The organism is Singulisphaera photorubra (assembly GCF_045290345.1).
Taxonomy (GTDB): domain Bacteria; phylum Planctomycetota; class Planctomycetia; order Isosphaerales; family Isosphaeraceae; genus Singulisphaera.
In genome coordinates this window covers 6,012,364-6,038,373 of sequence record NZ_CP155447.1, presented here as the reverse complement: position 1 = coordinate 6,038,373, position 26,010 = coordinate 6,012,364, and the positions used below count along the sequence as shown (strand labels likewise).

14 protein-coding genes are annotated in these 26,010 nt (G+C 62.7%); 11 read left to right on the top strand and 3 right to left on the bottom strand.

The genetic code is table 11. The features are described 5' to 3' along the window. Positions 1-32: 32 nt before the first annotated feature. The 7 genes from V5E97_RS22790 to V5E97_RS22760 all read left to right on the top strand — a co-directional run bounded on the left by V5E97_RS22790 (position 33) and on the right by V5E97_RS22760 (position 15,465). A complete protein-coding gene (locus tag V5E97_RS22790) occupies positions 33-5,030 on the top strand; it encodes a DUF3320 domain-containing protein (protein WP_406693837.1) in 4,998 nt (1,665 codons plus the stop codon). A 184-nt stretch (positions 5,031-5,214) separates the two neighbouring features. Then, positions 5,215-6,639, top strand: coding sequence for a sulfatase family protein (locus V5E97_RS22785; protein WP_406693836.1), 1,425 nt, complete (start codon positions 5,215-5,217; stop codon positions 6,637-6,639). A gap of 252 nt (positions 6,640-6,891) precedes the next feature. Next, complete coding sequence (locus tag V5E97_RS22780) at positions 6,892-7,524, top strand: hypothetical protein (protein WP_406693835.1); 633 nt, start codon at positions 6,892-6,894, stop codon at positions 7,522-7,524. 402 nt (positions 7,525-7,926) lie between these two features. Next, positions 7,927-10,092, top strand: coding sequence for a glycoside hydrolase family 32 protein (locus V5E97_RS22775; RefSeq protein ID WP_406693834.1), 2,166 nt, complete (start codon positions 7,927-7,929; stop codon positions 10,090-10,092). Between the two features lie 465 nt (positions 10,093-10,557). Further along, the gene (locus tag V5E97_RS22770) at positions 10,558-11,205 is read left to right on the top strand and encodes a hypothetical protein (RefSeq protein WP_406693833.1); all 648 of its coding nucleotides are present in this window, start codon (positions 10,558-10,560) and stop codon (positions 11,203-11,205) included. Between the two features lie 40 nt (positions 11,206-11,245). Next, positions 11,246-11,485: a hypothetical protein gene (locus V5E97_RS22765; protein WP_406693832.1), complete on the top strand. Its 240-nt coding sequence runs from the start codon at positions 11,246-11,248 to the stop codon at positions 11,483-11,485. Beyond that, positions 11,482-15,465 (top strand): FtsK/SpoIIIE domain-containing protein, encoded by a 3,984-nt coding sequence (locus V5E97_RS22760; protein ID WP_406693831.1) that lies wholly within the window; start codon positions 11,482-11,484, stop codon positions 15,463-15,465. The genes V5E97_RS22765 and V5E97_RS22760 overlap by 4 nt, the downstream gene beginning before the upstream one ends. A 256-nt stretch (positions 15,466-15,721) precedes the next feature. Here V5E97_RS22760 and V5E97_RS22755 read toward each other — a convergent pair whose 3' ends face one another. Both V5E97_RS22755 and V5E97_RS22750 read right to left on the bottom strand, forming a co-directional pair. Next, positions 15,722-16,684 carry an alpha/beta fold hydrolase gene (locus V5E97_RS22755; protein WP_406693830.1) on the bottom strand — a complete coding sequence of 321 codons (963 nt, stop codon included), beginning with the start codon at positions 16,682-16,684 and terminating at the stop codon, positions 15,722-15,724. Positions 16,685-16,732: 48 nt separating this feature from the next. Further along, on the bottom strand, positions 16,733-18,190 hold the full coding sequence (locus V5E97_RS22750) for a pectate lyase (RefSeq protein ID WP_406693829.1): 1,458 nt from the start codon (positions 18,188-18,190) through the stop codon (positions 16,733-16,735). A gap of 531 nt (positions 18,191-18,721) precedes the next feature. Between V5E97_RS22750 and V5E97_RS22745 the strand changes: the two genes are divergently transcribed. The 4 genes from V5E97_RS22745 (at position 18,722) to V5E97_RS22730 (ending at position 23,501) form a co-directional block, all read left to right on the top strand. Beyond that, entirely contained in the window at positions 18,722-20,014 is a 1,293-nt protein-coding gene (locus V5E97_RS22745) for a Gfo/Idh/MocA family protein (protein WP_406693828.1), read from the top strand. A gap of 46 nt (positions 20,015-20,060) precedes the next feature. Continuing rightward, positions 20,061-22,031, top strand: a complete 1,971-nt coding sequence (locus tag V5E97_RS22740; RefSeq protein ID WP_406693827.1) for an FG-GAP repeat domain-containing protein — start codon at positions 20,061-20,063, stop codon at positions 22,029-22,031. Positions 22,032-22,580: 549 nt separating this feature from the next. Then, positions 22,581-23,000, top strand: a complete 420-nt coding sequence (locus V5E97_RS22735; protein WP_406693826.1) for a type II toxin-antitoxin system VapC family toxin — start codon at positions 22,581-22,583, stop codon at positions 22,998-23,000. Positions 23,001-23,069: 69 nt separating this feature from the next. Further along, complete coding sequence (locus V5E97_RS22730) at positions 23,070-23,501, top strand: FG-GAP repeat domain-containing protein (RefSeq protein WP_406693825.1); 432 nt, start codon at positions 23,070-23,072, stop codon at positions 23,499-23,501. A 68-nt stretch (positions 23,502-23,569) separates the two neighbouring features. Here V5E97_RS22730 and V5E97_RS22725 read toward each other — a convergent pair whose 3' ends face one another. Then, positions 23,570-25,798 carry a sigma-70 family RNA polymerase sigma factor gene (locus V5E97_RS22725; protein WP_406693823.1) on the bottom strand — a complete coding sequence of 743 codons (2,229 nt, stop codon included), beginning with the start codon at positions 25,796-25,798 and terminating at the stop codon, positions 23,570-23,572. Positions 25,799-26,010: the final 212 nt, after the last annotated feature.

Below are 26,010 nucleotides of genomic sequence, written 5' to 3'. Positions count from 1 at the left end.
CCGGCGCACCGTTTTCGATGGAATCGCTGGTCATGCCGAATGACGATCCCGTGGGTTCGAGACTCAATGCCGACCGGAGGGACCTGCTCGACCTGAGCCTGCGAAACCCGTTGCTGAACTATCGCCCGCGCTCGCGCGGTCTGGAGATCGTGGGCGAGTCTCCGCCGGATGTGTTCCGGATCCTCGTCCGCGAGGGGCGGGCGATGAGCTTCCTGCACGATCCATCCGCCCCCGTCGATCCCGATCCCGCGCTGGAGCCGCCCCCCCTCGAGGTGGCTCTCGGGTCCGAGACCATCCCCGCGTCGCCTCCGGAACGGCCCCTTGAGCCGCCTGCGGAACTCGCCCCGGAACCCGCCGTCGAGCCGAGTCCCGGTCCCGCTCCACTGCTTGTGACGCCTCCTGCGGAGTTGATCGACGCCTCGACGGGGCGCGAGGCTGCTCCCGAGCTGTCCGGAGAACCCGTGGCCGAGCCGAGTCTCAGCCTGCCTTCCGAGCTGTCTCCCGTGCGTCCGACCGGGCTAACAGTCACCTCCACGACCGACCTCAAGCTTCAGACAACCTTGTCGGCGATGCGGTTGGAGTCGCGTTTGCTAGCCATTTACCTGGCCGCCAGGACGTCGATTGAAGAGCAGGGGGTCAATACCCTCTTCCTCGCGCAAGGGATGCTTTCCTGGTATGAGGCCGATGCCCCTCAGAAGCGGCTGAGCGCTCCTCTGATCTTGATCCCGGTCGAGATGGCAAGGACCAGCGCCCGCGAGCGGTTCCGGCTCCGCCATGACGGCGAAGACCTGGGCGTGAACCTCTCGCTGGCGGAGCGGCTCAAGGCCGAGTATCAAATCGCACTGCCCGAGATGCCCGATGCCGACGACCTGGATGTGGCCGCCTACTTCGACGCGGTGACCGAGGCCGTGCGGGACCGGCCGAAATGGGAGGTTCAACGCGAGGCGATCGCGCTCGGATTCTTCTCGTTCGGCAAGTTCCTGATGTACGTCGATCTCGATGAGCAGAACTGGCCGGAGGACGCCCGCCCGGCCGGGCATCCGATCCTGAAGGCTCTGCTGGGCGATGGTTTCCAGGAGCCGGCGGCGGAAGTCGGCGAGGACGAGCCGATTGATCGTTGGTTCGACCCGAGGGAAAACCGCCAGGTTCTCGATGCTGACAGCACGCAGATGCTGGCCCTCCTCGACGCCGATCAGGGCCGAAACCTGGTGATCCAAGGTCCACCGGGGACCGGCAAGTCGCAGACGATCACCAATCTGATCGCCGAAGCGGCCGGCAAGGGAAAAAGGGTTTTGTTCGTGGCCGAGAAACTGGCCGCGCTCGAGGTGGTCAAGCGTCGGCTCGACGCGGCCGGGCTCGGGGGGGCCTGCCTGGAGCTCCACAGCCATAAGACCAAGAAAAAAGGGGTCCTCGACGAGTTACGGCGAACCTTGGAGCTACCGCGGCCGCGGCTGGGCCCGATTGATGACGATCTTCGCCTCTTGGGCGAGGTACGCGACCGCCTGAACGCTTACAGCGACGCGGTCAACCTGCCGATCGCCTCCAGCGGCGTCACGCCTCACGAGGCGTTCGGCGAGTTCTTGAATCTGCGGGACGGTTCGCCGCCGATCGTGCCGCCACGCCCTGACCTGCCGGCGATGCTCGCCTGGACCGGGTTCGACTTCAAACGCAGGCTCGATCTCGTCGAGCAGCTTCAGGCTCGCCTTGCCCAGGCCGGCGTCCCACGCGACCACTCGTTCTTCGGCAGTCGTCGCACGATGCTCATGGCGAGCGAGGAAGAGCAGCTCCGCGGTTTGATCGACCAGGCACGCAGGGCGACCGATCGCGTGCGTGATACCGCGCGTCGGCTCGCAGGGCAACTCGGTTTCGATCCACCCGAAGGGCCTGATCGTTTGGCGACTCTCACCCGCGCCGCACACTGGGCCGGTATGGACGCGCTCCGGACCGGGGCCGACGTCCGGACCGAGGAATGGGAATCGAGAACGAGCGAAACCGAGGAGCTACTCAAGGACGGCACGGCCCTGGCCGACCTCCACCAACGCCTCGACGAGACCGTCATTCCCGAGGCCTGGGATCAGGACCTTCTCGAGGCGAGACACAACCTGAACGTCGTCGGGCGGCGGTGGTGGCGTTTCTTCTCGGGAGCCTATTGGCGAGCGAAGCGGCGGGTGGGCATGCTCTGCCGGGGAACGCCCCCGCGCGGCCTTGAGGAACAGCTTGGCTTGATCGACGCGATCATGGCCGGGCGGCGGTATCGCGAGACCGTGCGCCGGCATGAGGCCCTGGCCGCCCGCCTGTTCGGCCCCCAATGGCGCGGCGAACGCTCGAACTGGGCGGATCTGGCGACGGTCGCCCGCTCGATCGTGGGGCTCCATGCCGATGTGCGGGAGGGCCTGATCCCGCCCGCCGCCTTCGACCTGCTGGCGAGCCGGCCGAACCTGACGGGCCTGCAGGCCCTGACCACCTCCGTCGAGGAGGCAATTGCGGCCCGGCACGCGGCCATCCGGCCGCTCTTTGCCTTCCTCGACCTCGATGAATCGGTCCGGTTCGGCTCGGACGGATTCGAACGCCTTGGCCTGGAAGAGCAGGGGGCGGTGCTCGAGCTCTGGGCGTCCCGGACGACCGAGCTCCGCGGGCTCGCCGCCTGGAATTTTCAGGTGAGTCATTGCCGCAACGAGGGGCTGGACGAGGTGGTGGCCCTGGCCGAGTGGTGGCCCGAGGCTCGGCAACATCTGGCTCCCACGTTCCGTCGCTGGTGGTACGAGGGGTTGCTGGAACAGGCGTACCGCGAGCGGCCCCCCCTCGCCGGTTTCGAGGGAACGAGCCAGGATCAGGCTGTGGCCAAGTTTCGTGAGCTGGATCGGCTGGCCCTTCAGCATGCTCGGGCCCGCCTGGCGCACGACCACTGGCAAGGCCTGCCTCGGAAAGGGGGAGGGGGCCAACTGGCCGTCCTCCGTCGCGAGTTCGAGAAGAAATCGCGTCACATCCCCGTTCGCCAACTCATGGTTCGGGCCGGCAACGCGGTCCAGGCGATCAAGCCCGTTTTCATGATGAGCCCGATGTCGGTCGCCTCGTACCTGCCCCCGGGGGCCCTCCAGTTTGATCTGGTCGTTTTCGACGAGGCTAGCCAGGTCCGGCCCGTTGATGCGCTCGGAGCCTTGTTGCGCGGTCGGCATGCGGTCGTGGTCGGCGATAGTCGCCAGCTTCCGCCGACCGACTTCTTCGATCGGCTCACCGGAGGGGGAGCCGATGACGGCGAGGATGACGTGGCCTTGCACGATGTGGAGAGTATCCTCGGCCTCTTCGTCTCGCAGGGCGCTCCCCAACGCATGCTTCGCTGGCATTATCGGAGCCGGCACGAGTCACTGATCGCCGTCTCCAACCATGAGTTCTACGACAACCGCCTCGTCGTCTTTCCCAGCCCTGATGCCGGACGTAGCGAGTCGGGCCTGATCTTTCGCCACCTGCCGCAGACGCACTATGACCGGGGCCGAACCCGGACCAATCCCGGTGAGGCCGAGGAGGTTGCCCGGGCCGTCTTGACGTTCGCTCGCGACCAGCTCGCTCGAGCCGAGTCGAGTCGCCTGACACTCGGCGTGGCCGCCTTCAGCGTCGCGCAGATGCAGGCGATCATCGACCAGTTGGAACGGCTGCGACGTGAGGAGCCCGCTTGCGAAGAATTCTTTGCGACCGGGACCGTGGAACCCTTTTTCGTCAAGAACCTCGAGAACGTTCAAGGGGATGAACGCGACGTCATATTCATCAGCGTGGGCTACGGCCGGACGGCCGACGGGAACCTGGCGATGAACTTCGGGCCGCTGAACAACGAGGGAGGTGAGCGCCGCTTGAATGTGCTGATCACCCGCGCTCGGCGCCGTTGCGAGGTCTTCACCAACCTGACGGCCGCGGATATCGACCTTGCCCGCACCAGCGCACGTGGCGTCCGGGCCTTGAAAGCCTTTTTCTCGTATGCGCAGACCGGCACGCTCGATGCGGTCGAAGCGACCGGGGCGGAGTCCGGTTCCTCGTTCGAGAAGGCGGTGCAAGGGGCGCTGACGGCCGCCGGGCATTGTGTTCAGGAGCGGATCGGCACCTCGGGATTCCGGCTTGAGCTGGGGGTCGTCGATCCCACCCGCCCCAGCCACTTCCAGCTCGGAATTGAATGCGACGGCCCGGTCTACCAGAGTGCGCGATCGGCCCGCGACCGTGACCGGCTACGACAACAGGTGCTCGAGAACCTGGGGTGGAAACTCCACAGAATCTGGAGCGCGGAGTGGTTCCGCGACCCCGACGGGGAACTCAGGAAAGCCTGCTCGGCCATCGTTGCCGCTCAAGCGGAGCCGCCTCCCGACCCGATACCGCCGGCCCTGGCCGTCGAACCGACCGTTCCCGAGGCGCTGACCGCGGGCGAGCTTTCGGAGTCGAAGCCGGCCGGCGACGACCCGGTCGAAGAGGAGCTGCTGGCGGAATCGGCCGCGATTCCGGCCTATCAACTCGCGGTCCTGGACGTCAAGTTGGGCGAGCAAGAGCTTCATGAAGTGCCGCCGCGTCGGATGGCTTCATGGGTCGTCAAGGTGGTCCAGGCGGAGGGGCCGATCCTGGCTTCGGAGGCCGCGCGGCGGCTCGCCGACGCGGCCGGCGTCAAGCGGATCGGCACCCGGATCCAGGCGGCCTTTGACCTCGCGCTCGAGTTCTCGATTCGACAGGGCTCAGTCCGCCGTGAGGGGGACTTTCTCTGGCCGTCGGAGATGAGTCAACCTGTCGTGCGCGATCGAAGCGCCTTACCCACGGCGGCGCGCAAGCTGGATCTCATCGCGCCGGAAGAAATCGGGGCCGCAGTCGACCGCGCGGTGACCGAGGCCCTCGGCATGGAGCCGACCGAAGTCGCCTCCGCGGCCTGCCGGCTGCTAGGTTTTCCCCGGGTCAGCGACGAGATGCGTCAGCGAATTGATTCGATCGTCGAGGATCTGGTCCGGCAAAATCGACTCATCAAACGCGGAGACCATTTGCTGCCGCCGGAACCAGCCTGAGGAATGGACCTGTTTTTATGGATCTCGATGTTTGGGTCGGCGAAGCGGCAAGAGGCCATGGCTCCAGTTTCCCCCGGGAACTGCGGTGTCGGCTCCAATCCTGGGGATCGGGATAGGGCGATGTGGGGCACTCACGCTTGACCTGGCAGTGGCACCGGAACAAAGTTCGGATGGGGTGGGCATCATGCAAAGATTCGCTCAAGGGCTGTTCTTCGCGGTGGTCGTCCTGGCGGGCATTCCCGAATCGGCCGGTGCCTCAGCCGATGCAGGTCGGCCCAATGTCCTCCTGATCCTGGCCGACGACCTCGGCTACGGCGACCTCTCGAGCTACGGCGCGACCGACCTGAAAACACCGAACATTGATGCGTTGGTGGCGGCCGGCGTACGGTGCGATCGATTCTATGCGAATTCCCCGGTCTGCTCTCCGACCCGGGCGGCGCTTCTGACCGGCCGCTATCCTGACCTCGTGGGCGTGCCGGGTGTGATTCGCACGCACCCTGATGACAGTTGGGGAGCGCTCTCGCCTCGAGCGGTTTTGTTGCCGCAGGTCCTCAAGCGGGCCGGCTATCTCACCGCCCTTGTCGGCAAGTGGCACCTTGGACTGGGAGCTTCGAGCCTGCCCAACCGGCGCGGTTTCGACCGGTTTCACGGGTTCCTCGGGGACATGATGGATGATTACCACAACCATCGTCGCCACGGCATCAACTACATGCGGCGAGACGACCGGGAGATCGATCCGGAGGGGCATGCCACCGACCTCTTTTCGCAGTGGGCGATTGATTTCTTGAACGAATGCAAGGGTAAAGATCGCCCCTTCTTCCTCGAACTGGCCTACAACGCTCCGCACACCCCGGTGCAGCCGCCCCAGGAGTGGCTCGAAACGGTGCGTCAGCGAGCGCCCGACCTGGATTTGAAACGGGCCAGGCTCGTGGCCCTGATCGAGCATCTCGATCATGGGATCGGCCAGGTACTCGCCGCCTTGCACGCGAACGGACAAGCGGAACGGACCTTGATCGTTTTTACGAGCGACAACGGCGGGCAGCTCGACGCCGGCGCCCATTGCGGCTCGAATCGAGGCGGCAAGCAAGAGATGTACGAAGGGGGGATCCGCGTCCCGTTGTGCGCGGTTTGGCCGGGGCGGATCGAGCCCGGGACGCGGAGCGATCGCGTCGCGCTTTCGATGGATCTGTTCCCAACGATTTGCGAGGCGGCCGGCGTCGGGGTTGATCATCCGATTGACGGTGTCTCGTTACTTGCCACCTTCCAAGGCAAGAAGGGGGAGGCATCGATCGAGCGTGACCTCATCTTCGTGCGCCGCGAGGGCGGATCAAAGTACAACGGCCAAGACTACTACGCCGTCCGCCGAGGGGATTGGAAGTTGGTCCAGAACAGCCCGTTCGAGCCGTTTCAACTCTTCCACCTTGGGCAAGACCCAATGGAAGCGCACGATCGATCGGTCGGAGAACGCGCGACTTTCAACTCCCTTAGCGGCGTACTGAGGCGTCATCTTCAGCGTGCGGGAACCGTCCCTTGGCAACCCTCCGAACGAGCGGGGGGCGACGAGAAGTTGAAACCACCAACCGGACATCAAGCGTCAGCCCACCGGTAGTACATGGTTGTCGAAAATTGCAAATTTGAGTTGTTGTAAACGTTTAGATTGGTGCGAGTGGTCCATCGATTCAGGGACTAAGGAGTTTCGCCAGAACAACCTATCCATTCAACGGGACTCTCCCCGCCGGTCGGACGTTCCCTACTGCCTGGCCAAAGCGTAAAATGTAAAGCGAACGAACTCCGCGGTAATCGTTTGATGGAATCCATGGCTTTTGATTGGAACGCTCGATGGCCAACCGGGGGATCAACCATGGCAACGAGTCATTCACAGGAACGCTTTGCCGGTTTTCGGTCTGCTTCGGATTGCCCTCGTCTTCAGCCCGACCCTTATGCTCTGAAGAAGTTGGATGAAAAAATTGAGTCATTCATGAGTGATGTAACATCTCTCCAATTCTCGGAGGACTTCGTCGGGACGGTGACGGACCGCTTTGTAGAAGCGTTCCGCCGCTTGGATGCCATCGCCAGAGACGACCCATTTTGGGACGGGACCAATCGACGACCAACTCAATACAAACTTGCTTCTTTCTGCGAAATTGCACTTCGAGTCAACCCCATGGACTGTGAGGCTCTCGGGCTCAAGGTAGCAGTCAGCACCGTCTTTGGTACGTTCGCTCCTGAACCCTGGGAGCGGTTGGCTACGGCCTGTCGTGTGGACCCGACATGGATCGTCAATTCGGCTCTGTATGCCGAATGTTATGGCTCATACGATACTGTGCCCGACCTCGTGAGTTTACTGAGCAGGATGGGATTATGTTCTCATGTTCTGCCTCAGTTAAAAGAAATGATCGCCGGCGTTCAGGATCGTCCGGGCAGCAGGATTCTCGCCAGGAAATGCTCCGCGAGTTGGGCGAATCGGGTTCTCGAGGGCTGCGGCCACGTGTAAGTCAAGCCTCTTGCAGTCGCTTGGCAAGGTTAAGAAGGACGATCGACACGGCAGGTGGCTACACATCCTGCTGGAGTTTGATTTGGACAGGTTATTCTGGCGAGCCTCCTAAGCACAGAACCGCATGACGGGGCGATTGCTTGGCCTCGGCCTGCTGGTTAACCTCGACGGTCGCTCGAGTCCGCATTGCCAACGACGCGATTGGTTTCAACGCACCGCGGCAGAGGGAAAGAACCGAGGATTTTCGCGGTTCCGCAACGGGCATGGTTGCCCGTCGCACGAGCAGGATATCCATCGCGATTCTGGCCCTGTTGCAGACCATTGATGATTTTTTCTTCCCACTCTTGTTGATCCGAGGGGTTCAGGATCAAAAGAGCAGGAAGCCTTCGTGCGAGGTCGATCATGAGTCGACAGAGGCTGCAGTCCGCGACGCGGTTTGAACAATCTGTCCTTTCTTGCCGATCGGCCTGGGTCGGTCTGGTCCTCGTTTTCGCCGGTTCCATTGCGCTTGCCCAGGATCGCGCCGATCTCGTGATCGCCGATTTTGAAGGGGAGGCCTATGGGGCCTGGACGACCACCGGAACGGCGTTCGGGCCCGGACCTGCGCGGGGAACTCTCCCTGGCCAGATGGAGGTCAGTGGTTTTCAAGGAAAGAGGCTGGTCAACTCCTTCCACGGAGGAGACTCGAGTACCGGCACGCTCACTTCCCCGCCTTTCGAGATCCAACGCCCGTTTCTGAACTTCCTGATCGGCGGCGGCAAGCATCCCGGCCAGACCGCGATGGAATTGATCGTCGAGGGCTCGGCGGTCCGTTCCGCGACCGGTCCGAACGACAAGCCGGGGGGCACCGAGCGGCTCGATTGGGGGTCGTGGGATGTGGCTGAGTTCATCGGCAAGCCGGCCACCCTTCGGATCGTCGACCAACGTCAAGGGGGTTGGGGACACATCAACGTCGATCAGATTGTTCAGAGTGACCGGAAGCAAGGGCTGGAACCGTTGCGTCGGGAACTGGTCGTCAGCGCACGCTATCTCCACCTGCCCGTTCAGCGCGATGCGCCGGTGCGTAAGCTCAAGATCGTCGCCGGTGACCAGACCGTCCGCGAGTTCGATATCAGGCTGGCCGAGGACCGGGCCGACTTCCTGGTTTTCGACGACGTCTCCGCGCTCATTGGCAAAACGCTGGCGATCGAGGCGGAGCTTCCTTACGGAGCAAAAAGCCTCGAGAAAATCATCCAGGCGGAGGAACTTCCGGACGCAAAATCGCTCTATCGCGAGGCCGATCGTCCGCAGTTCCACTTCACCTCGCGCCGGGGTTGGCTGAACGATCCCAACGGCCTTCTCTGGTATGAGGGGGAGTATCACCTGTTCTACCAGCACAATCCGTATGGGTGGGACTGGGGCAACATGCACTGGGGGCACGCGGTCAGCCCCGACCTACTCCACTGGAAGGAACTGCCGATCGCGCTCTCGCCCCAGAAATACGGGGATTGGTGCTTCTCGGGCAGTGGGGTTGTCGACGGGAAGAACAGCTCGGGATTCGGGGCCGGCGCCGCGCCTCCGCTGGTTGCCGCGTACACGAGCACCGGGCGTGGGGAGTGCATTGTCTTTAGCAACGACCGTGGCCGAACCTGGACCGAGTTTGCCAAGAACCCGGTCGTCAAGCATCAGGGTCGGGATCCGCGTTTGTTGTTTCACGAGCCGACGAAGCGCTGGGTGATGGCGGTCTATGATGAGGCTGAGGGGAAGCAGGCCATCGCCTTTCACTCCTCGGCCGACCTCAAGTCGTGGCGCTTCGAGTCTCGAATCGATGGATTTTACGAATGCCCCGACCTCTTCGAACTTCCCGTGACCGGAGCTGACGGCCAGTCACGCTGGGTGCTCTATGGCGCCGACGGTGCTTACATGCTCGGCCGATTCGACGGCCATCGCTTCACACCGGATTCGGCCAAGCTGCGAACCTGGTACGGCGACTTTTACGCGGCGCAGACCTTTAGCGATACTCCCGACCAGCGGCGGATCCAGATCGGCTGGGGGCGAGGGGTTTCCTTCCCCGCCATGCCGTTCAACCAGCAGATGGCGATCCCCGTGGAACTCAGCTTGCGACCAACCGACGAGGGGATCCGGATGTTCGCCCGGCCTGTCGCCGAGCTCGCGTCGCTCCATTCCAAGCATCATGCCTGGCAGGACCTCGGATCGGCGGAACTCGGCCGCGACCCGCTTGCCACGGTGACGGGCGAGCTGCTCGAGATCAAGGCGGAAGCCGAAGTTGGCCCCGCGGGCAAGCTGACACTTTTGGTGCGCGGGGTGCCGGTCGTCTACGACGCCCACACGAAGACACTCTCCTGCGGCAAGCACTCCGCCCCCCTGACGGCGAATCAGGGGCGGGTTCGGCTGCAGATCCTGGTTGATCGCGGCTCGATCGAAGTCTTTGGCAACGACGGCAGGGTCGCGATTTCCCTTGGCGTGATCCCGGCCAAGGGGGGACAGTCGCTCTCCGCCTCGATCGACGGAGAGACGACGCGGATCCGCCTTCTGGAGGTCGATGAGTTACGCTCAACCTGGCCTTGATTGCTGCCTTTGGTGTTTCTCCTTAAGGGAATTCCAGGCGGCGAATCGCTCAGCTTTACAGGATGAGAGGGGCGTGTTACGCTCGCTCATGCGAGCATGAGGGTTTGGCCCGTCGCGCTCTGGCTACCGGATCGAGGTTTCCGTGGGATGAGGCCTTTGGTCTGTCTTAAATCTTGATATGTTGGCCGCTTTTAGGAGCCCAAGTCTCGGGGCGAAACGAGCCAGTATTCATCGCGCGACTCTCTTGTAGGGTGGGCACGGCCCACCATCCGAGAATTGGTGGGCCGTGCCCACCCTACAAGAGACATCAAAGCAAGGCCCAGGCTTGCGTCTCTCTGCCCGATTGGAATGGTGGAGTACCTTCGTTACGAAGAGAATGTCTCGAAGTAGAGACCTTAGTCTTAGTAGACACCTCCCCTGTACCGGCGAGATTCCGTCACTGATCCAGACGAAGGCAACGTCCCAATGAGCAACCAGGCCGCCGTCCACTCGATCGAGGCGTTAAAGGACTTGCGGGTCGCCCTGGCCCTGTTCTCGGAGGATGCGTTGAGTGCCTTGGGCGCCGTGGAGATGGAGGCGCGGCGGACGGTCCAGTGGTTGCAGCATGACCGGCGGATGTACTGGCAGGATCAGATCAAGCGGCGCCGGGAGCAGGTGGCATCGGCCCAGGCTGAGCTCTTTCGACGGCAACTGGCCAAGCGGCCCGACTCCTCGCCGTCGTGCAGCGAGCAAAAAGAACTCCTGAGACGAGCCGAAGCGAGCCTGCACGAGGCGGAAATGCGGTCGGCGATGGTGAAGAAGTGGGACACGGCTTTGCAGCAGGCTGTATTCGAGTACCACGGGAGCATCCGCCGGATCAAGGATCTCTCGAGCGGCGACGTTCCGCGAGCCATGCTCAAGCTGGAACGGATGGTCGACGCCCTGGAAGCGTATCTCCGCGTGGCCCCACCGTCGGGTCGGGGCGAGGCCTCGCCGCTCGAGTCGATCGCCAACACGATTCTCGACGAGGAGCCGGAGCCGGAGCCGGAGCCGGAGTCCGTGCCAAAGGCCGAGCAGCCGGACCCAATACCGACACCTGCGGCGGAACGTGACGAAGGTAAGCTGTCGTGTTGATTCGACGGGCCTCAAACCACCTCGATCGAGGCAGAGACGCATGGCCAACGCAAACGTCATGGCCGGTTCCCATCGACTGAAACACGCGATCAAGACGCTTCAAGAACACTGGCTGGCCACCGAGTCGACCTGGAACGACTCGGTCCGGCGCAAGTTCGAGGAGCGTCACCTCCTGCCGCTCGACCCGGCCGTGGACGCCGCGCTGATCGGTATGCAAAAGCTCGCCGAGATCCTCGATCAGGTTCGTCGCGATTGTTCCGACCGGAGCGAGATGCTGTGAGTTCGACGCCCCGCATAATCGGCCCCGTTCCGGCCCAGACTGCTGCCCCTCGCTCCGAGCCGGCGATCATCGAACGCGAACGTTGGTGTTTGCAGGAGCTGCTCCGGCTCATCTCCGAGCGGGCCGCGGCTGAGGTCGCGGTGACGACTCGTCGCGACTCAACCCACGCCGCGGCGGATCAGGGGTATCAGGCTTCGAAAGTGGACCAGACCGACCGGTACACCACGCGCACGGTCGAGGATCGCAAGGCCGACGAGGAGCGACGCCGGACGATCGCCGGGGCTGCCATTACCGGCGAGAGTGAGGCGAAGTCCGAGTTTGCCAAGTCCAGCCGAAAGATCGCCGCGGACTACGAAGGCTCTCGGGAACGGGCGAAGCAGGTCGCCCAGCGTGGGAAAGCCGAAGCGGCCGCCGCTTACGAACTGGCGGAACGTGAGGCGCTCGCCAAGTACACCGAGTCGATTCGGCCGATCGATAAGGCGATGAAGCTTGTCGAGTCGATGCGCGAGCGGCTCGCGGTCGTGTTCGAGGCTTATCGCAAGTTCGGTCTGGCCGACCCGCCGACGACGTCGTCCCGACAACGATTCGATTTTGAAGACCCGACCGGACCGCTCTTCGACCGCCTGGCGAGGGCCGAGCCCGACCTGGCGTTACTCGAAGCCCTCTATCTGCCGAGGATGCTCAAGGGGAATCGCTATCTCTGGTTTGTTTTCGTCTTGTTCCTGATCCTGATCGTCCCGGCGGTGAAGCTCTCGGACCCGGCGGTCGGGGTTGGCGTGGCGGTCGTCGGGTCGGCAGTGCTTGGGTATTTGCTCCGAGGACGCATCCATGCCGTCGCATGGCAGCAGGTGAGCCATCTCTACTACCCGGTTTTCCAGTCGTTGGTTGACACGGAGGCGATGGCGAACCACTTCCGATCCCTGGCCGCCGAGCGACTCAAATCCGACCGCGCTCAAAACACCTTACGCCGGGACAACAGCCTGCAACAGGTGAAGCTCAATGAAGCGAAGTCCATCGCCGAATGCGAGAGGACGCGCGATGAGCGGCTGCGGCGGATCAACGAGGTCTTCGCTCAGCGGATGGTCGAGATCCAGTCGACTCAGCAAACCGATATGCGGGCGGCGATCGCCGCCTACGAGCTCCGCCAGACTGCGAGTCGGACCGCGTATGAGTCGGGTATCCAAAAGCTCGACGAGAGAGTTGCCGACCTCAAGGACAAGATCAAAGTCCAGTATGAAAATAGCTGGAACGAACTGGCCAAGCGCTGGCGCAGTGGGATCGAACAAGTGGTCTCGACCCTCGAGAACGTTCGCCGCGAGGTTGACGGGTACGGGCCACCATGGGATGACCCGGCCTGGAACGACCAGCCCGTTCCGCGCGTGGTCCCGCCGGTGCTTCGGTTCGGAGAGGTCCGCATCGAGCTGGATTGGATCCCGAACGGGATTCCCGATGATCCTCGGTTGATGGACGGGATACCTCGCGTATTCACGATCCCCGCGCTCTTACCCTTTCCGAACCAAACCAACCTCTTGATTGAAGCTCCTGGAGAGGGGAGGGGGAAGGCGACCGAGGTTCTCCAGGCGGCCATGCTGAGGCTGTTGACAAGCCTTCCTCCCGGACAGGTTCGGTTCACGATCGTTGATCCGATCGGGATCGGCCGAAATTTTGGCGCGTTCATGCACCTGGCCGACTTCGACGAGGCGCTGGTCACCAACCATGTCTGGACCGAACCTCGGCAGATTGAGGAACGGCTGGCCGATCTCTCGGCGCACATGGAGAAAGTTGCCCAGAAATACTTGCGCAATGAATATGCAACGATCGAAGAGTACAATGCCGTTGCGGAAGAAGTGGCGGAGCCCTATCGCGTCCTGGTGGTGACCGACTTCCCGGCCGGCTTCGATGAGAAGACCGCGGCCCGCCTGGCCAGCATCGCGGCCGCCGGCGTCCCCTGCGGCGTCTTGACCCTGGTCGTGGTGGACCGGGACCGGCCGCTGCCGACCGGTTTCTCGCTCGACGACCTTCGCCGCAGTGCCGTCGTTCTTACCTGGGAAGAGGGACGGCTCGTCTGGGATGACCCGGAATTCTCCCGTTATCCGTTGGTCCTCGACCCCCCTGGACCCGCCGAGTTCGCCACCCGCTTGATCGTCAAGACCGGCGCGGCGGCCCGAGACGCGCGACGCGTCGAGGTCCCCTTCGAGTTCATCAGCCCCGCGGCCGATCTCTGGTGGACCAAGGACAGCCGCGCGGGGATCGATATCCCGCTCGGCAAGGCCGGTGCCACCAAACGCCAACACCTGACGCTGGGGCAGGGGACCTCGCAGCACGTCCTGCTCGCCGGGCGAACCGGATCGGGTAAATCCACGCTTTTGCATGCCCTGATTGCCAATCTGGCGCTCAACTACAGCCCTGATGAGATTGACCTCTACCTGATCGACTTCAAGAAGGGAGTCGAATTCAAGGTCTACGCCACGCAGGAGCTTCCGCACGCGAGTGTCGTGGCGATCGAGAGTGAGCGTGAATTCGGGATCAGCGTTTTGCAGCGGCTCGATGTCGCCATGCGCGAGCGGGCCGACCTGTTCCGCGACGCGGGCGTCCAGGATCTGAACGGTTATCGCAACGCGCCGGGGACGCCGCCGTTGCCTCGGATCCTCTTGATTGTGGATGAGTTTCAGGAATTCTTCGTCGAGGAGGACAAGCTCGCCCAGGAGGCCGCGCTCTTGCTCGACCGCCTGGTCCGTCAGGGGCGTGCGTTCGGCGTCCACGTTCTCCTCGGCTCGCAGTCGCTCGGCGGTGCCTATGCGCTGGCCCGGACCACGCTTGGTCAGATGGCGGTCCGGATCGCTCTCCAATGTAGCGACTCGGATGCCGCATTGATCCTCAGCGAACAGAACCAGGCAGCCCACTTTCTCTCTCGCCCTGGCGAGGCGGTCTATAATGACGCCAACGGGTTGGTCGAAGGGAACCACTTCTTTCAGGTGGTCTGGCTCTCCGACGAACGCCGCGAGGCTTATTTAAAGCAGATTCGCGAACTGGCGAGCGAACGCAAACCGGTTCTTGCGCGGAGTCCGTTGGTTTTCGAAGGGGACGCCCAGGCCGACCTGGCGCGGAACCCGCTTCTCAAGGCGAGGCTCGCGCCGGCGACCTGGCCTTCCACGCCCCGCTCGGCCCACGCCTGGCTGGGCGACCCCGTTGCGATCAAGGATCCCACCTCGGCCCTGTTTCGCCGCCAAGGGGGAAACCACCTCTTGATCGTCGGCCAGAACGACGAGGCGGCGCTCGGCATCATGTCCGCCGCCCTCGTGAGCCTGGCCGCTCAGTATCCGCCTCCCGACTCGGACAAGTCACGCTCAGGAGCCCGCTTCTTCGTTCTCGACGGAACCCCCGAGGACCACGTCGAGGCCGGGCTTCTCACCAGGGTGTCCGGAGTGATCCCCCAGCCCGTCCTGGCTGGCGGCTGGCGCGACGCCGCCCGGATCGTCGCCGAGGTGGCCAAGGAGGTCGAACGACGTCAGCAACCCGATGCCCCCGATGGCCCCGAACTCTTTCTCCTGGTCCACGACTTGCCCCGGTTCCGCGACCTCCGCAAGCGCGAGAACGACTACGGTTTCTCCCGGCGTGACGAGGAGGCGAGTCCCTCCGACCACTTCGCAACCATTGTTCGCGAGGGCCCGAGCCTGGGTGTTCATGTTCTCACCTGGTGCGATAACCTGAACAACCTGAACCGGTATTTCGACCACCAGTTGCTTCGCGAGTTCGAGCTCCGCGTTCTCTTCCAGATGAGCCCGAACGACTCCGGCCACCTCCTCGACGCCCCCCACGCCAGCCGCCTCGGTCCTCATCGCGCCTTCTTCTCCAGCGAGGAGCAGAATCGCCTCGAAAAGTTCCGCCCCTACGGGCTCCCCGACGAAGCCTGGCTCGCCCAGGTTCGAACTCAGCTCCACCAGCGAACCGAGGTCAACGGTACGGATTCTGTGGGATGATTCTGAGAATGTTGGAAGTTTGCTGTGTCGGTTGTTTGGAGATATAATTTCTTGCAGGGTGAGCACGGCCCACCATCCTTGTCTCCCGTAGGGTGGGCACGGCCCACCTCCCTATCTCCTTGCTGAAGCGGAGGTTAAGATGGTGAGCCGTGCCCACCCTACGGGAATTGCTGGGCCGCCGATGATGCTATAGCCGATCGCGTTGACGTAGGAAAAAACGGGTTCGGCGAAGCTTTACCCCCACTCGGACCTCTTGTCAGGGCGACTTGGCTCCGTTCGTGGCGTCGGCCTTTTTGAGGTGAGCGTCGAACCAGTCGACGAACTGATTCACATCGTTGAGGATGGTGAGCCAGCCGTGTCCGGCCCCTTCCTTGATGATGAGTTTGGTCTCAACGCCTGCCTTTTTGAGAGCTTCAGCCATGGTTTGCGCTTGCTGGACTGGGACGACCGGGTCGGCGTCGCCATGGATCATCAAGGTCGGCGGGTCGTCTGCCGTGACGTAGTCGATCGGCGAGATTTTATGAGCGATCAGCCGCAGCTTCTCGGGGTCGGTGATCGAGACCCAGAGGGCGGTCTTTTCGTCGCGTTCGCGGTGGTCGAAGGCCGGGCGGTAGCGTGGGTCATGGTCGGTGGCGTGGAGCATCTCCTTGCCGGTCTTGCCCCAGTTCAAAAGGTCGGTCGGGGGGAAGAAGCAGGCGACCGCCTGAACCCGGCTCGACTCACGATCGACCGGATCCTTGGCGTTCGGATCCCCTGGGCCGCCGGCAGTCCCCAGCATCAGGGAAAGATGGCCCCCGGCTGACGCACCCGTCACGCCGATCCGGTTGGTGTCGACACCGTAGTCGGCGGCGTGGTGGCGGATGAAGCGGACAGCCCGGTGCATGTCCTCGACGATCTCCGGGACAGTGTAGCGCGGTTGGCTGCCGTGAACGACCGTGAAGACCGTGTAGCCTCGGTTGATCAGCGGGAGGACCAAGGCCGGGTTGATCGACTCGTGCGACGAGAAGAAGCCGCCGCTGACCGCCAGGACGATGGCCGCGCCGTTGGCTTCGCGCTTCGGCTTGAAGAGGTCCATGGTCAGCGCGGTGCCGAACTTGCGCCCATAGATGACATCTTCCTGGTGAGTGAACGGGAGGTCGTCCCCCTTCGTTTTGGTCGGCGGTAACATCGCCAGGGGGGCGATCAGGGCGAGAAGCAGAAGCAAGCGGCGACGGGGCATGTTGCGTTCCTCAAAACGGAAAGGAATGTTCGACGTCCGACCTGGTTCTCAGGGCCGGCTCGATTCGAGGTATCGACAGAGAATCTGCACGTTTTTCAGGAAAGTACCGGTATCGATCTGTCGCCGACTCGGATTCTCCGGTGGTTGGGTCTTTAGCCGCCCCTCGGTCAACCAGAGTCCCCGCGAGTCGAGCGCGTTGGCAACGGCCTCGGCCTGTTCCGAGTTTGGTTTGTTCGACCGGGAGCGGGCCCCTGAGTTGGTGGGCTCGGCTGTCTGCTTTTCCGGGCCTCGCGTGCGAAGCTGTTCGTACAGCTTGCCAATATTGTCGAGACCGTTGCCGACCTTGAACCCATAGTGGGTGGGCATGTCGGCATCGCTCTCGGTCAGTTGGTAGTCCTTGGTGAAGTAGAGCGGCGTATTCGTTTTGAGCTCGTAGAACCGGGCCATTCGACCTTCGGGCAGTCGGGACTTGCGGAGATAGGCGAGGGCGCGAGGGATCGGTTCGAGGTACTTCGCGTCACCCGTCTCTCGGTAAATCTCGAGCAAGGTGCGAATCGCCGACTGCGATTCGAGGCCGGTGATCGAGGGGGGCTCGAACTTGCGGGCCCAGGCCGGGTGCATGTCGGCGTCGTATTGCTGGGCCCAGGCCGGTTGCGGTTCGGGCATCTGGGCCAGCAAGAAGAAGTCGCCCCCCTTCTTGGCCGAAGCCTCGTACTTCGGGTCATGGTACACCCGAGACGCTTCGAGCAACACGTCGATCGTGTCCGAGATCGCGTTATCATTGAGCGTGTAGAAGGCTTTGTAGTCTTTGCCCGGGTAGGTTCTCGACCACGAATCCGGGTAGCTCGCCTTCTTGACCGGGAACTTGGCGGGATCGAGCGGGTCGGTAAACCGCTGGGGCCAGGCCCCGTTGGGGTACTGGATACCGATCAATCGGCCCAGCGCGTATTCGACGGCTTCGTGGATGGCCTGGTCCTGGAACTCGAGCACGCGGTCGACGCGCATCAAGAACCGAAGCGCTTCCTGAGTGGTATTGTCATCCAGGGTCGAAACGTTCTGTTTACCTCCCGGCCCGGGATCGACCCGGTAGGCGTACCGCGCTCGCAGTTTCGGGTCGAACTCGATGAGGTAGTCCCAGCCGCCGGATCGGAGCTGCCCCTTGACCAGAGCCATGGCGACCTCGCGGGCCGCGTCGCGATAAAAGGGGTCACCAGTGGCTTCGAAGGCACGCAAGTATGCGAGCCCAACCGAGGGCGTTCCCGGGGGCTGGACCCAGACCATCGTCGCCGTGGCAGGCCGTTCCCCCTCCCGAAACGACAGGTCTGCGGTGTAGCGCCAAAGGTAGCCCCCTTCGGTGGCGACCTCCTTGCGGAAACCGTCTGTCGCCCGTCGCAACGCTCCCGCGATCCGCTCGCGGAGCGGTGGTTCCTCCCCCCTCAGCGAGGCGGGAAGCCCGATCAATCCACCGAGACTCAGGGCCAGGGCCACAGACCAGTTTCGCATCATCCGGGCTCCTCGACTTTCTGTGTAATGTTTCTGATTGGTGAAAATGTCGAGATTTGCGTATGTCGTTATTTTGTGCGTCTAGGGATGACTGTCTCCGTCTTGTCGGGCAGGCTGAAGCCAGCTCTTCGAGACAAAAGGTCTTGGTGAGCCGGGTCGATCATCCCCGTGGAGTGTCGCCGGTCATTTGGATAGTGACTTCTCACGGGCTCCATCGACCGTGTCTGGGGGCTCTCCACGAGAATCGCCCAGGGATCTCCGAGTCTACCGGCTTCTTCGGCCGGTGCAATCCGTCAGGCGGGTCAGACCGACCCGCCCAATCGGGAGATCCGGAGTCGTGTTGATCGGCGGCGGATTGCAAGGATTGATTGATAAGTGAATCATCGTGGCTGCGTAGCCGGCGTTCTGATCTGGGCTTCACCAGGGTTTCCGACGGTGTAGGATGGCCGCGATTACCGCTCAGTCCATGATTGCGGTCGGGCATTTCACCCGATAGCATCGGGTGAACTCTTACCGACAACGGAGACTATACGTATGGCCAATCATCTGAATCGTCGTGATCTCTTCCGGCGGATGGCGGCGACTTCCGCGGCCCTGGCCGCGAGCGGCCTGCCAGCCTGGGCCGCGCCCAAGTCGGCCAACGAGAAGCTCAACATCGGGATTATTGGCACGTCAGGCCGCGCCCTGGGGAACATTTCCGGGGTGGAGGGGGAGAATATCGTCGCCGTCTGCGACATCGACGACAACTTGCTGGGGCGGGCCAGCGATCGGTTCTCCGCCGCGAAGACGTACGTCGATTTCCGCAAGTTGCTCGAAGAACAGCGTGACCTGGACGCTGTCGTGATCAGCACGGCCGACCACACCCACATCCCGGCTGCCGTGATGGCGATGCGGTTGGGCAAGCACGTCTATTGCGAGAAGCCGCTCAGCCATTTCGTCTCGGAGGCTCGGCTCGCCGCGAAAGTGGCCGCCGAGACCAAGGTCGCCACGCAGATGGGGACGCAGATCCACGCGACCGACAACTACCGCCGGGTCGTCGAGCTCGTGCGTTCCGGGGCGATCGGCCCGATCAGTGAGTGCCACGTCTGGTGCGGGAAGACCTGGTCGGGAGGGGAACGGCCGAAGGACACTCCGCCGGTTCCCAAGAATATCCACTGGGACCTCTGGCTGGGTGCGGCTCCCGAACGCCCGTACCACCCGACTTATCAGCCTGCGAATTGGCGGCGGTGGTGGGACTTCGGCAGCGGCACGCTCGGTGACATGGCCTGCCACCTGATGGACTTGCCCTTCTGGGCACTCGACCTGCGGCATCCCACGACGGTGGAGTCGGAAGGGCCGGCGGTCCATCCCGAGACGACGCCCAACTGGATGGTCGTCAAGTACGAGTTCCCCGCCCGGGGCGATGCGCCCCCGATCAAGCTGAACTGGTATGACGGCGACAAGCGGCCTCCTCTCCTTGAGGAAGCGAAGTTGCCCGCCTGGGATATGGGCGTCTTGTTCGTGGGCAAGAAGGGGATGCTTCAGGCCGACTACGGTCGACGCCTGCTCCTTCCCCGGGATGATTTCCGCGACTTCAAAGCCCCGGAGCCGAGCATCGCAAATTCGATCGGGCACCATGCCGAGTGGATCAACGCGTGTAAGACGGGGAGCCCGACCACCTGCAACTTCGACTATTCCGGTGCGCTGACGGAGTCGGTCCTGCTGGGCAACGTCGCCTTTCGCCTCGGACAGAAGATCGAGTGGGACGCCGCCAATTTGAAGGCGACCAACTGCCCCAACGCCGATGCGTACATTCAGCGCGAGTACCGTAAAGGCTGGGCCCTTTAATCCTCGCCTTCTCATGAAATGAAACTTGTCGAGAGATCAGCCTCCCATGATCGAACGATTTCGCTCGCTCGCGTTCCTGACACTTCTCGGTACGGCGGGAGCGGCGACTGCAGCCGGTCTGGAGCCGATCCAGTACAACAATCCAGGCCTGGTGGTCGACCTTGGCGTCGGCCTCTGGGCCTGGCCCCTGCCTATGGATTACGACCAGGACGGCGACCTCGACCTGCTCGTCTCCTGTCCCGACGTCCCGTTCAATGGACTCTATTTTTTCGAGAACCCAGGGGGTGACCCGAAGGCCCCCGTGTTCAAGCCGCCGGTGCGTCTTGGCCCGGCCCGCGGAAACATCCAGCCCTCGTACGTCGATGGCGAGGTCCGGCTCTTGATGCCCGCCCATGAACTCGTCGACTTCCGGCGGGACCAGACCGCGAAAGTCAAGCGGGTCTACCCGGAAGTCAATGTTCACGACCCCAAGGCGAAGCTCCGGGCCAACCAGTGGAAGTATGCCGATTTTAATGGGGATGAGAAGCTCGACCTGATTGTTGGCGTGGAAGACTGGAGCGAGTACGGTTGGGACGACACGTACGATGCCCGCGGCCGATGGATGCGCGGGCCGCTTCACGGGATGGTCTACTGGCTCCAGAACAAGGGGACCAACGCCAAGCCTGACTATGCCAAGCCTGTGAAGGTCGAAGCCGGGGGCCGGCCGATCGATACGTTCGGCATGCCGTCCCCCAACCTGGCGGACTTCGACGGCGACGGCGACCTCGATCTCCTCTGCGGCGAGTTCGTCGACGGCCTCACCTATTTCGAGAACAACGGAACGAGGCAGGCCCCTCTCTACGCCAGGGGCCGCCGCCTGGTCGACGGGCAGGGCAAGCCCATCCTCATGAACCTCGAGATGATCGTGCCGGTCGCGATCGACTGGGACAAAGATGGAGACGTCGACCTGGTCGTGGGCGATGAAGACGGACGGGTCGCCCTGATCGAGCATTCGGGCAAGGTCGTTGATGGCTTGCCACGGTTCCAGCCCCCAACCTACTTTCGCCAGGAAGCAGGAGACGTCAAGTTCGGCGCCCTGGTCACCCCTTGCAGCGTGGATTGGGACGGCGATGGCGATGAGGACCTGGTCTGCGGCAATTCCTCGGGCGTGATCGGCCTGATCGAGAACCTCGACGGTGGCAATCCCCCTCGCTGGGCGGCCCCACGCCTGCTGGAAGCCGCAGGCGCTCCGATCCGGATCATGGCAGGTCCCAACGGCTCGATCCAAGGTCCGTGCGAGGCCAAATGGGGATACACGACCCTGAGCGTGGCCGACTGGGACCGCGACGGCCAGCTCGATCTTGTCGTCAACTCGATCTGGGGGAAGGTCGTCTGGTATCGCAACGCCGGCACTCGTTCCAAGCCGATCCTCGAAGCGGCCCGGCCCATCGAGGTCGAATGGACCGGCGCCTCGGTCAAACCAGAATGGACCTGGTGGGAGCCGGAGGGCAAGTCACTCGCCACACAGTGGCGGACGACCCCGGTCGTGGTCGACTGGACCCGGGATGGGCTCCTTGATCTCGTGATGCTCGACCACGAGGGCTTTTTGGCCCTCTTCGAGCGCGTGGAGCAGGGGGGTGTCTTGAAGCTTCTTCCTCCTCAGCGCGTGTTCGGTATCGACTCGGCTTCGGAGTTCGACGCCAATCATAAGCCGATGAACAAGACCGGTGGCTTGCTTCGGCTCAATGCGGGTAAGGCCGGCAAGAGCGGCCGTCGGAAGCTCTGCGCGACGGACTGGGACGGCGACGGCCAGCTCGATTTGCTGGTCAACACTCGCAATGTCGACGTCCTACGCAATGCTGGAACGACCGATGGCCAGACGAAATTCGTCGGCCTCGGCCAGCTCGACGGCCGCATCCTGGCCGGTCATGACACGAGCCCGACGGTCGTCGACTGGAACCGCGACAAGGTGCCCGACCTGCTCGTCGGCGCGGAGGATGGGCGGTTCTACTACCTCAAGAACCCTCGGACCCGCTGAACCTCACTCGCGAACCGCTTCCGCCTGAATTGCTTTCTCCTGGGAGGGACCGCGGGCGTCCCGCCCACTCTTATATTTGCATGAAATTGAATTAAAGAGCAGGCGGGTCGCCCGCGGTACATAGGAAATGATCCCTCGGGATTCTCCGATGCATACCGGGGTTAAGACAATCACTCAATTCTCGCGGCTCAGGTCAAGGCATGCATGGATGTGGCCTGCCGCTTGGCTAGTGAGTATGGCTGTGGTAAGGTAGAGTGGAAAATTAAGGGGGATAACGTGTTATGACAATCCATTTGCCTAAAGATGTGGAGAACTCAATTCAGGCATTGGTCCATAGCGGCCGGTTTGCGTCCATTGACGATGCGATTTCTGCCGCTTTGCGGGCCTTTCTCGATCAAAATAGGGACGCGAGCGATGCCACATCCTCGGAGCCTGAAGAGACTGCGTTCGATGTTCTTAGCCGGGCCAGATTGATTGGTTGTATCAAGGGAACGCCCTGGACTCCGACCGACCTGAGCACGAACCCAGCTCATATGAACGGTTTCGGACGTGAGTATTCGGGCCGTCGCTGATACAGGCCCCCTGGTCGCGTCGATCCGCAATCGCGAGAAAGCCCACAAACGCTGTGTGGCGGCCCTCAAGGAGCTTCGTGCACCCCTCCTGACCTGCGGGCCTGTTCTGACCGAAGCCGCCTGGCTGCTTCGGGACGAACCGGGTGGCTTGAACGCTCTCGGCGGCCTTGTTCAGTGTGGGGCGGTCAAACTGGTCGAAGTCGACGAAACTGCTCTCCATTGGATCATTGCGTTCGTTGAGCGCTACGCTTCTGTCTGTGCCCAGATGGCGGATGCCGCTCTGATGTATATCGCGGAACGAGAGAGGATCGACACGGTCTTTACGCTCGACCGCCGAGACTTCTCGGTCTACGGTACGAGCGACGGCAGGGCACTGAACATTGTTCCGGAATTATGACTTGCAAATCTAACGGCTTCCTCACGTTCGAAGATCCTGAGCGGGAATTCAAAGGGGGCAGGAGCCGATATGGCCGTATCGGCTCCTGACCCCTTTTCTCTCTGCAAGGCCGGCAAGAGCGGCAGTCGAAAGTTCTGCGCGACGGACTGGGACGGCGACGGCCAGCTCGATTTGCTGGTTAGCTCTCGCAACGTCGGCGTCCTACGCAATGCCGGGACGACCGATGGCCAGACGAAATACGTCGGCCTCGGCATGCTCGACGGCCGCATCCTGGCCGGTCATGACACGAGCCCGACGGTTGCCGACTGGAACCGCGACAAGGTGCCCGACCTGCTCGTCGGCGCGGAGGATGGCGGTTCTATTATCTCAAAAATCCTCGGAGCCATTGAAGGTTACCCGAGTGCTCTATCCTTACGACCGCAGGTGTCCCGCTCGCCATTCTGGATAAAAGTCGGGAATGAAGTGCGAGCGGGGCGCCTGCCGTCCCAGGAAACGCTTTGAGTTGCCAAGAAATGTTTGCTTGCTGACGTGTGCTGATGTTCCTCGCGATTCACCTTCGCCGAGTGAGATTATCGGGTCTTGGAAGTCTCGGTCGATGGGGTCGGAGTGACGGAGAATGAGCCGCGGATCGTGATGGGCTTCGGGCCGATCGGAATCGTCATCTCAAACGAGAATTCCTTGCCGGCGAGGTCGGTCTTCGCGATTTCGGTTTTCGCCGGAGAGACGCCGGCCTCGGGAGGGGGCTGCTGAGTGGTTGGCGTGGTCGGAACCATGGATTGGAACTCGTCCGCGTTAGGTTTCGCCGCTTTGTTGCGTTTCACGGAACGGCTTTCACTTCCCCTCGGACCATCGACGATCGTGATCTGCTTATGCTCCAGAAGGGTTCCCTGGGCCTCTTCCAACGCGATCAGGGAGATATTGTAGCTCGACTTGAACAGGGCCTCCTGTGCCTCCGCAGTCGCGTACTGACTGACCGAGTCCAGATAGCGGTCGAGTGTGATCCGGCCTTCCTCGTAGAACGCTCGCTGAACCTTCAACCGTTGCGCGGCGTTCGTGCGAATTTTTGACGCGAGTTGGTATTGCTTGTGATTTGCGTCGATTTCGAGGACGAATCGACCCAGCGAGTACATCGTCTGCTGGATGACTTGCTGAAGGGATGGGTTCCCTTCCATAAGGGTGCCCAGGCGAGCTTCGATCACAGCAGGTGATGGAACGGGACCCCCCTGGCCCCGGAGAGCTTGAATCAGCGAATCGATCGTTGGGCTGAGGCTGACTGCGGCGCCTGGGTCTTTGGGAACTTCGAGTTCCGCGATGGCATGGGCGACGTCGGGCTGCTTCTCGAGCAGGTTTGCCAAGCACGTGTTCCAATCGGGCGATACTTTGTCCTCTCTGAGTTGGCTGACCGGGACGATCCGCCGTCCGTCGGCCTTCGGCAGGCCGAGGATGTTGCGAAGCTGCCGTTCGGTCGTGATGACGTCGGAGGTCTTGCTCACCAGGTCGAGCCGGAACTGCTCGAGCCGCTGAGTGGCTTCCGCAACGTCGGCCACGGTGCCGCGGCCGACCTTGAGCTCAGACTCTTCACGCTTCTTGATCTCTTCGGCCAGTTCGACCGCCTTCTCGCTGTTCCGGAGATGGACGTGCTGCTGGGCCAGGCTCCAGTACTGCTGTTCGATCGAACGGATGTGAGCCATGGTCTCGGCCTTGAACCGATAGACGTCCTGGCCGACGTTCCGTGGGGCAATTTCGTAGCCGTCGTCAGTGTCCCCGCCGCTGGCGCGATTCCGTACGTGAATCACCTCGGAATGATCGAGACCGATGTGGATGGCCTCGCGGAGAGTGAGGTTCCAAGTCTCGTCGCTCGGCTCCTTCAAACGAGACGCTTTGTTGGGCGGCTCGTCAAGCGAACGATTCGAGTCATCCGCGGCCACTCCCGCGATGGTTCCGACACCGGCTGCGAAGAGGGCCAAGGCAGAAACGAAGGCTGCCACGGTTCGTAGCTTGCTGAGAAGCATGGTCTTCATCACTCCTTTGACGAGCATCCATACCGACGCCGAGACCTCTCCGGGCGTCGTTCGGTCGAGACGGATCTGGGCCGCGGCCCGTACCGTCGCCGCTTCCGGTTTCGGAATCGCCCCTCGCGCCACGTCGGTCGCGAGGGTGGCTTCGAGGGTGATCGACGGGATCAGGCCCCCTGGGTTCAGCCGCCGGCGCAAGCGCTCACGCCCTCGTGAACGCCAGCTCTTGACCGTCCCGACCGGACGGCCCATCCGTCGTGCGGCTTCTTCACAGGTGTGCCCCTCGAGGTCGCAGAGCACGATCGGGAGGCGGAAGCGCTCGGGCAATCGATCGATCTCCTCGTGGAGCCGCTGCGCGAGTTCGGATTCGATTCCCTTTTCCTGTCTGCCGGAATCGGCCGTGACCTCGGCCGCTTGGCGTTCGAGCCTCCGTCGACGGGCGGCATCCGCCCGGGCACATTGGGCCGTCCGCAGCGCCACTTGATGGAGCCAAGGGCCGAGTGAATCCTGAACCCAAAGGCGACGCGCCTTCTTGACCAGGATGAGAAAGGTCGCCTGAAAGGCATCCTGCGCGTCATGTGAGTTGGAGAGCTGGGCGCGGCAGACGCGCATGACCATCGAGCCGTGCCGCTCGACCAAGGCCGCGAACGCCAGTTCGGCCAGTTCGCCCCGGTCGGTCGCGAACCGTTCCAGCAATTGCCCGTCCGTCCGCTCCCGGATCGCTCCGATATTGAAGAGCGTGCTGAACTGGGGTCGGAGAGTCTTGTCCTTCCTGGTCGCCACAGGTCTGATCCTCGGCCACATGGGCGGTGCGTTGGTGCAAGTAATGGGATTGGTGGCGGAATTGGTTGCACTATTCTGAAGAAAATCGAGAGGAGTGCCGCGAGGATTGGTTCCATCTTGCCCGCTTTTTGACGTCCTGCTTCATGGAAGTCGTGGGACATCGTACCAAGGCCACGACCTTCTCGTTGGGGCTCATGGCGGTCTTCGAGCAC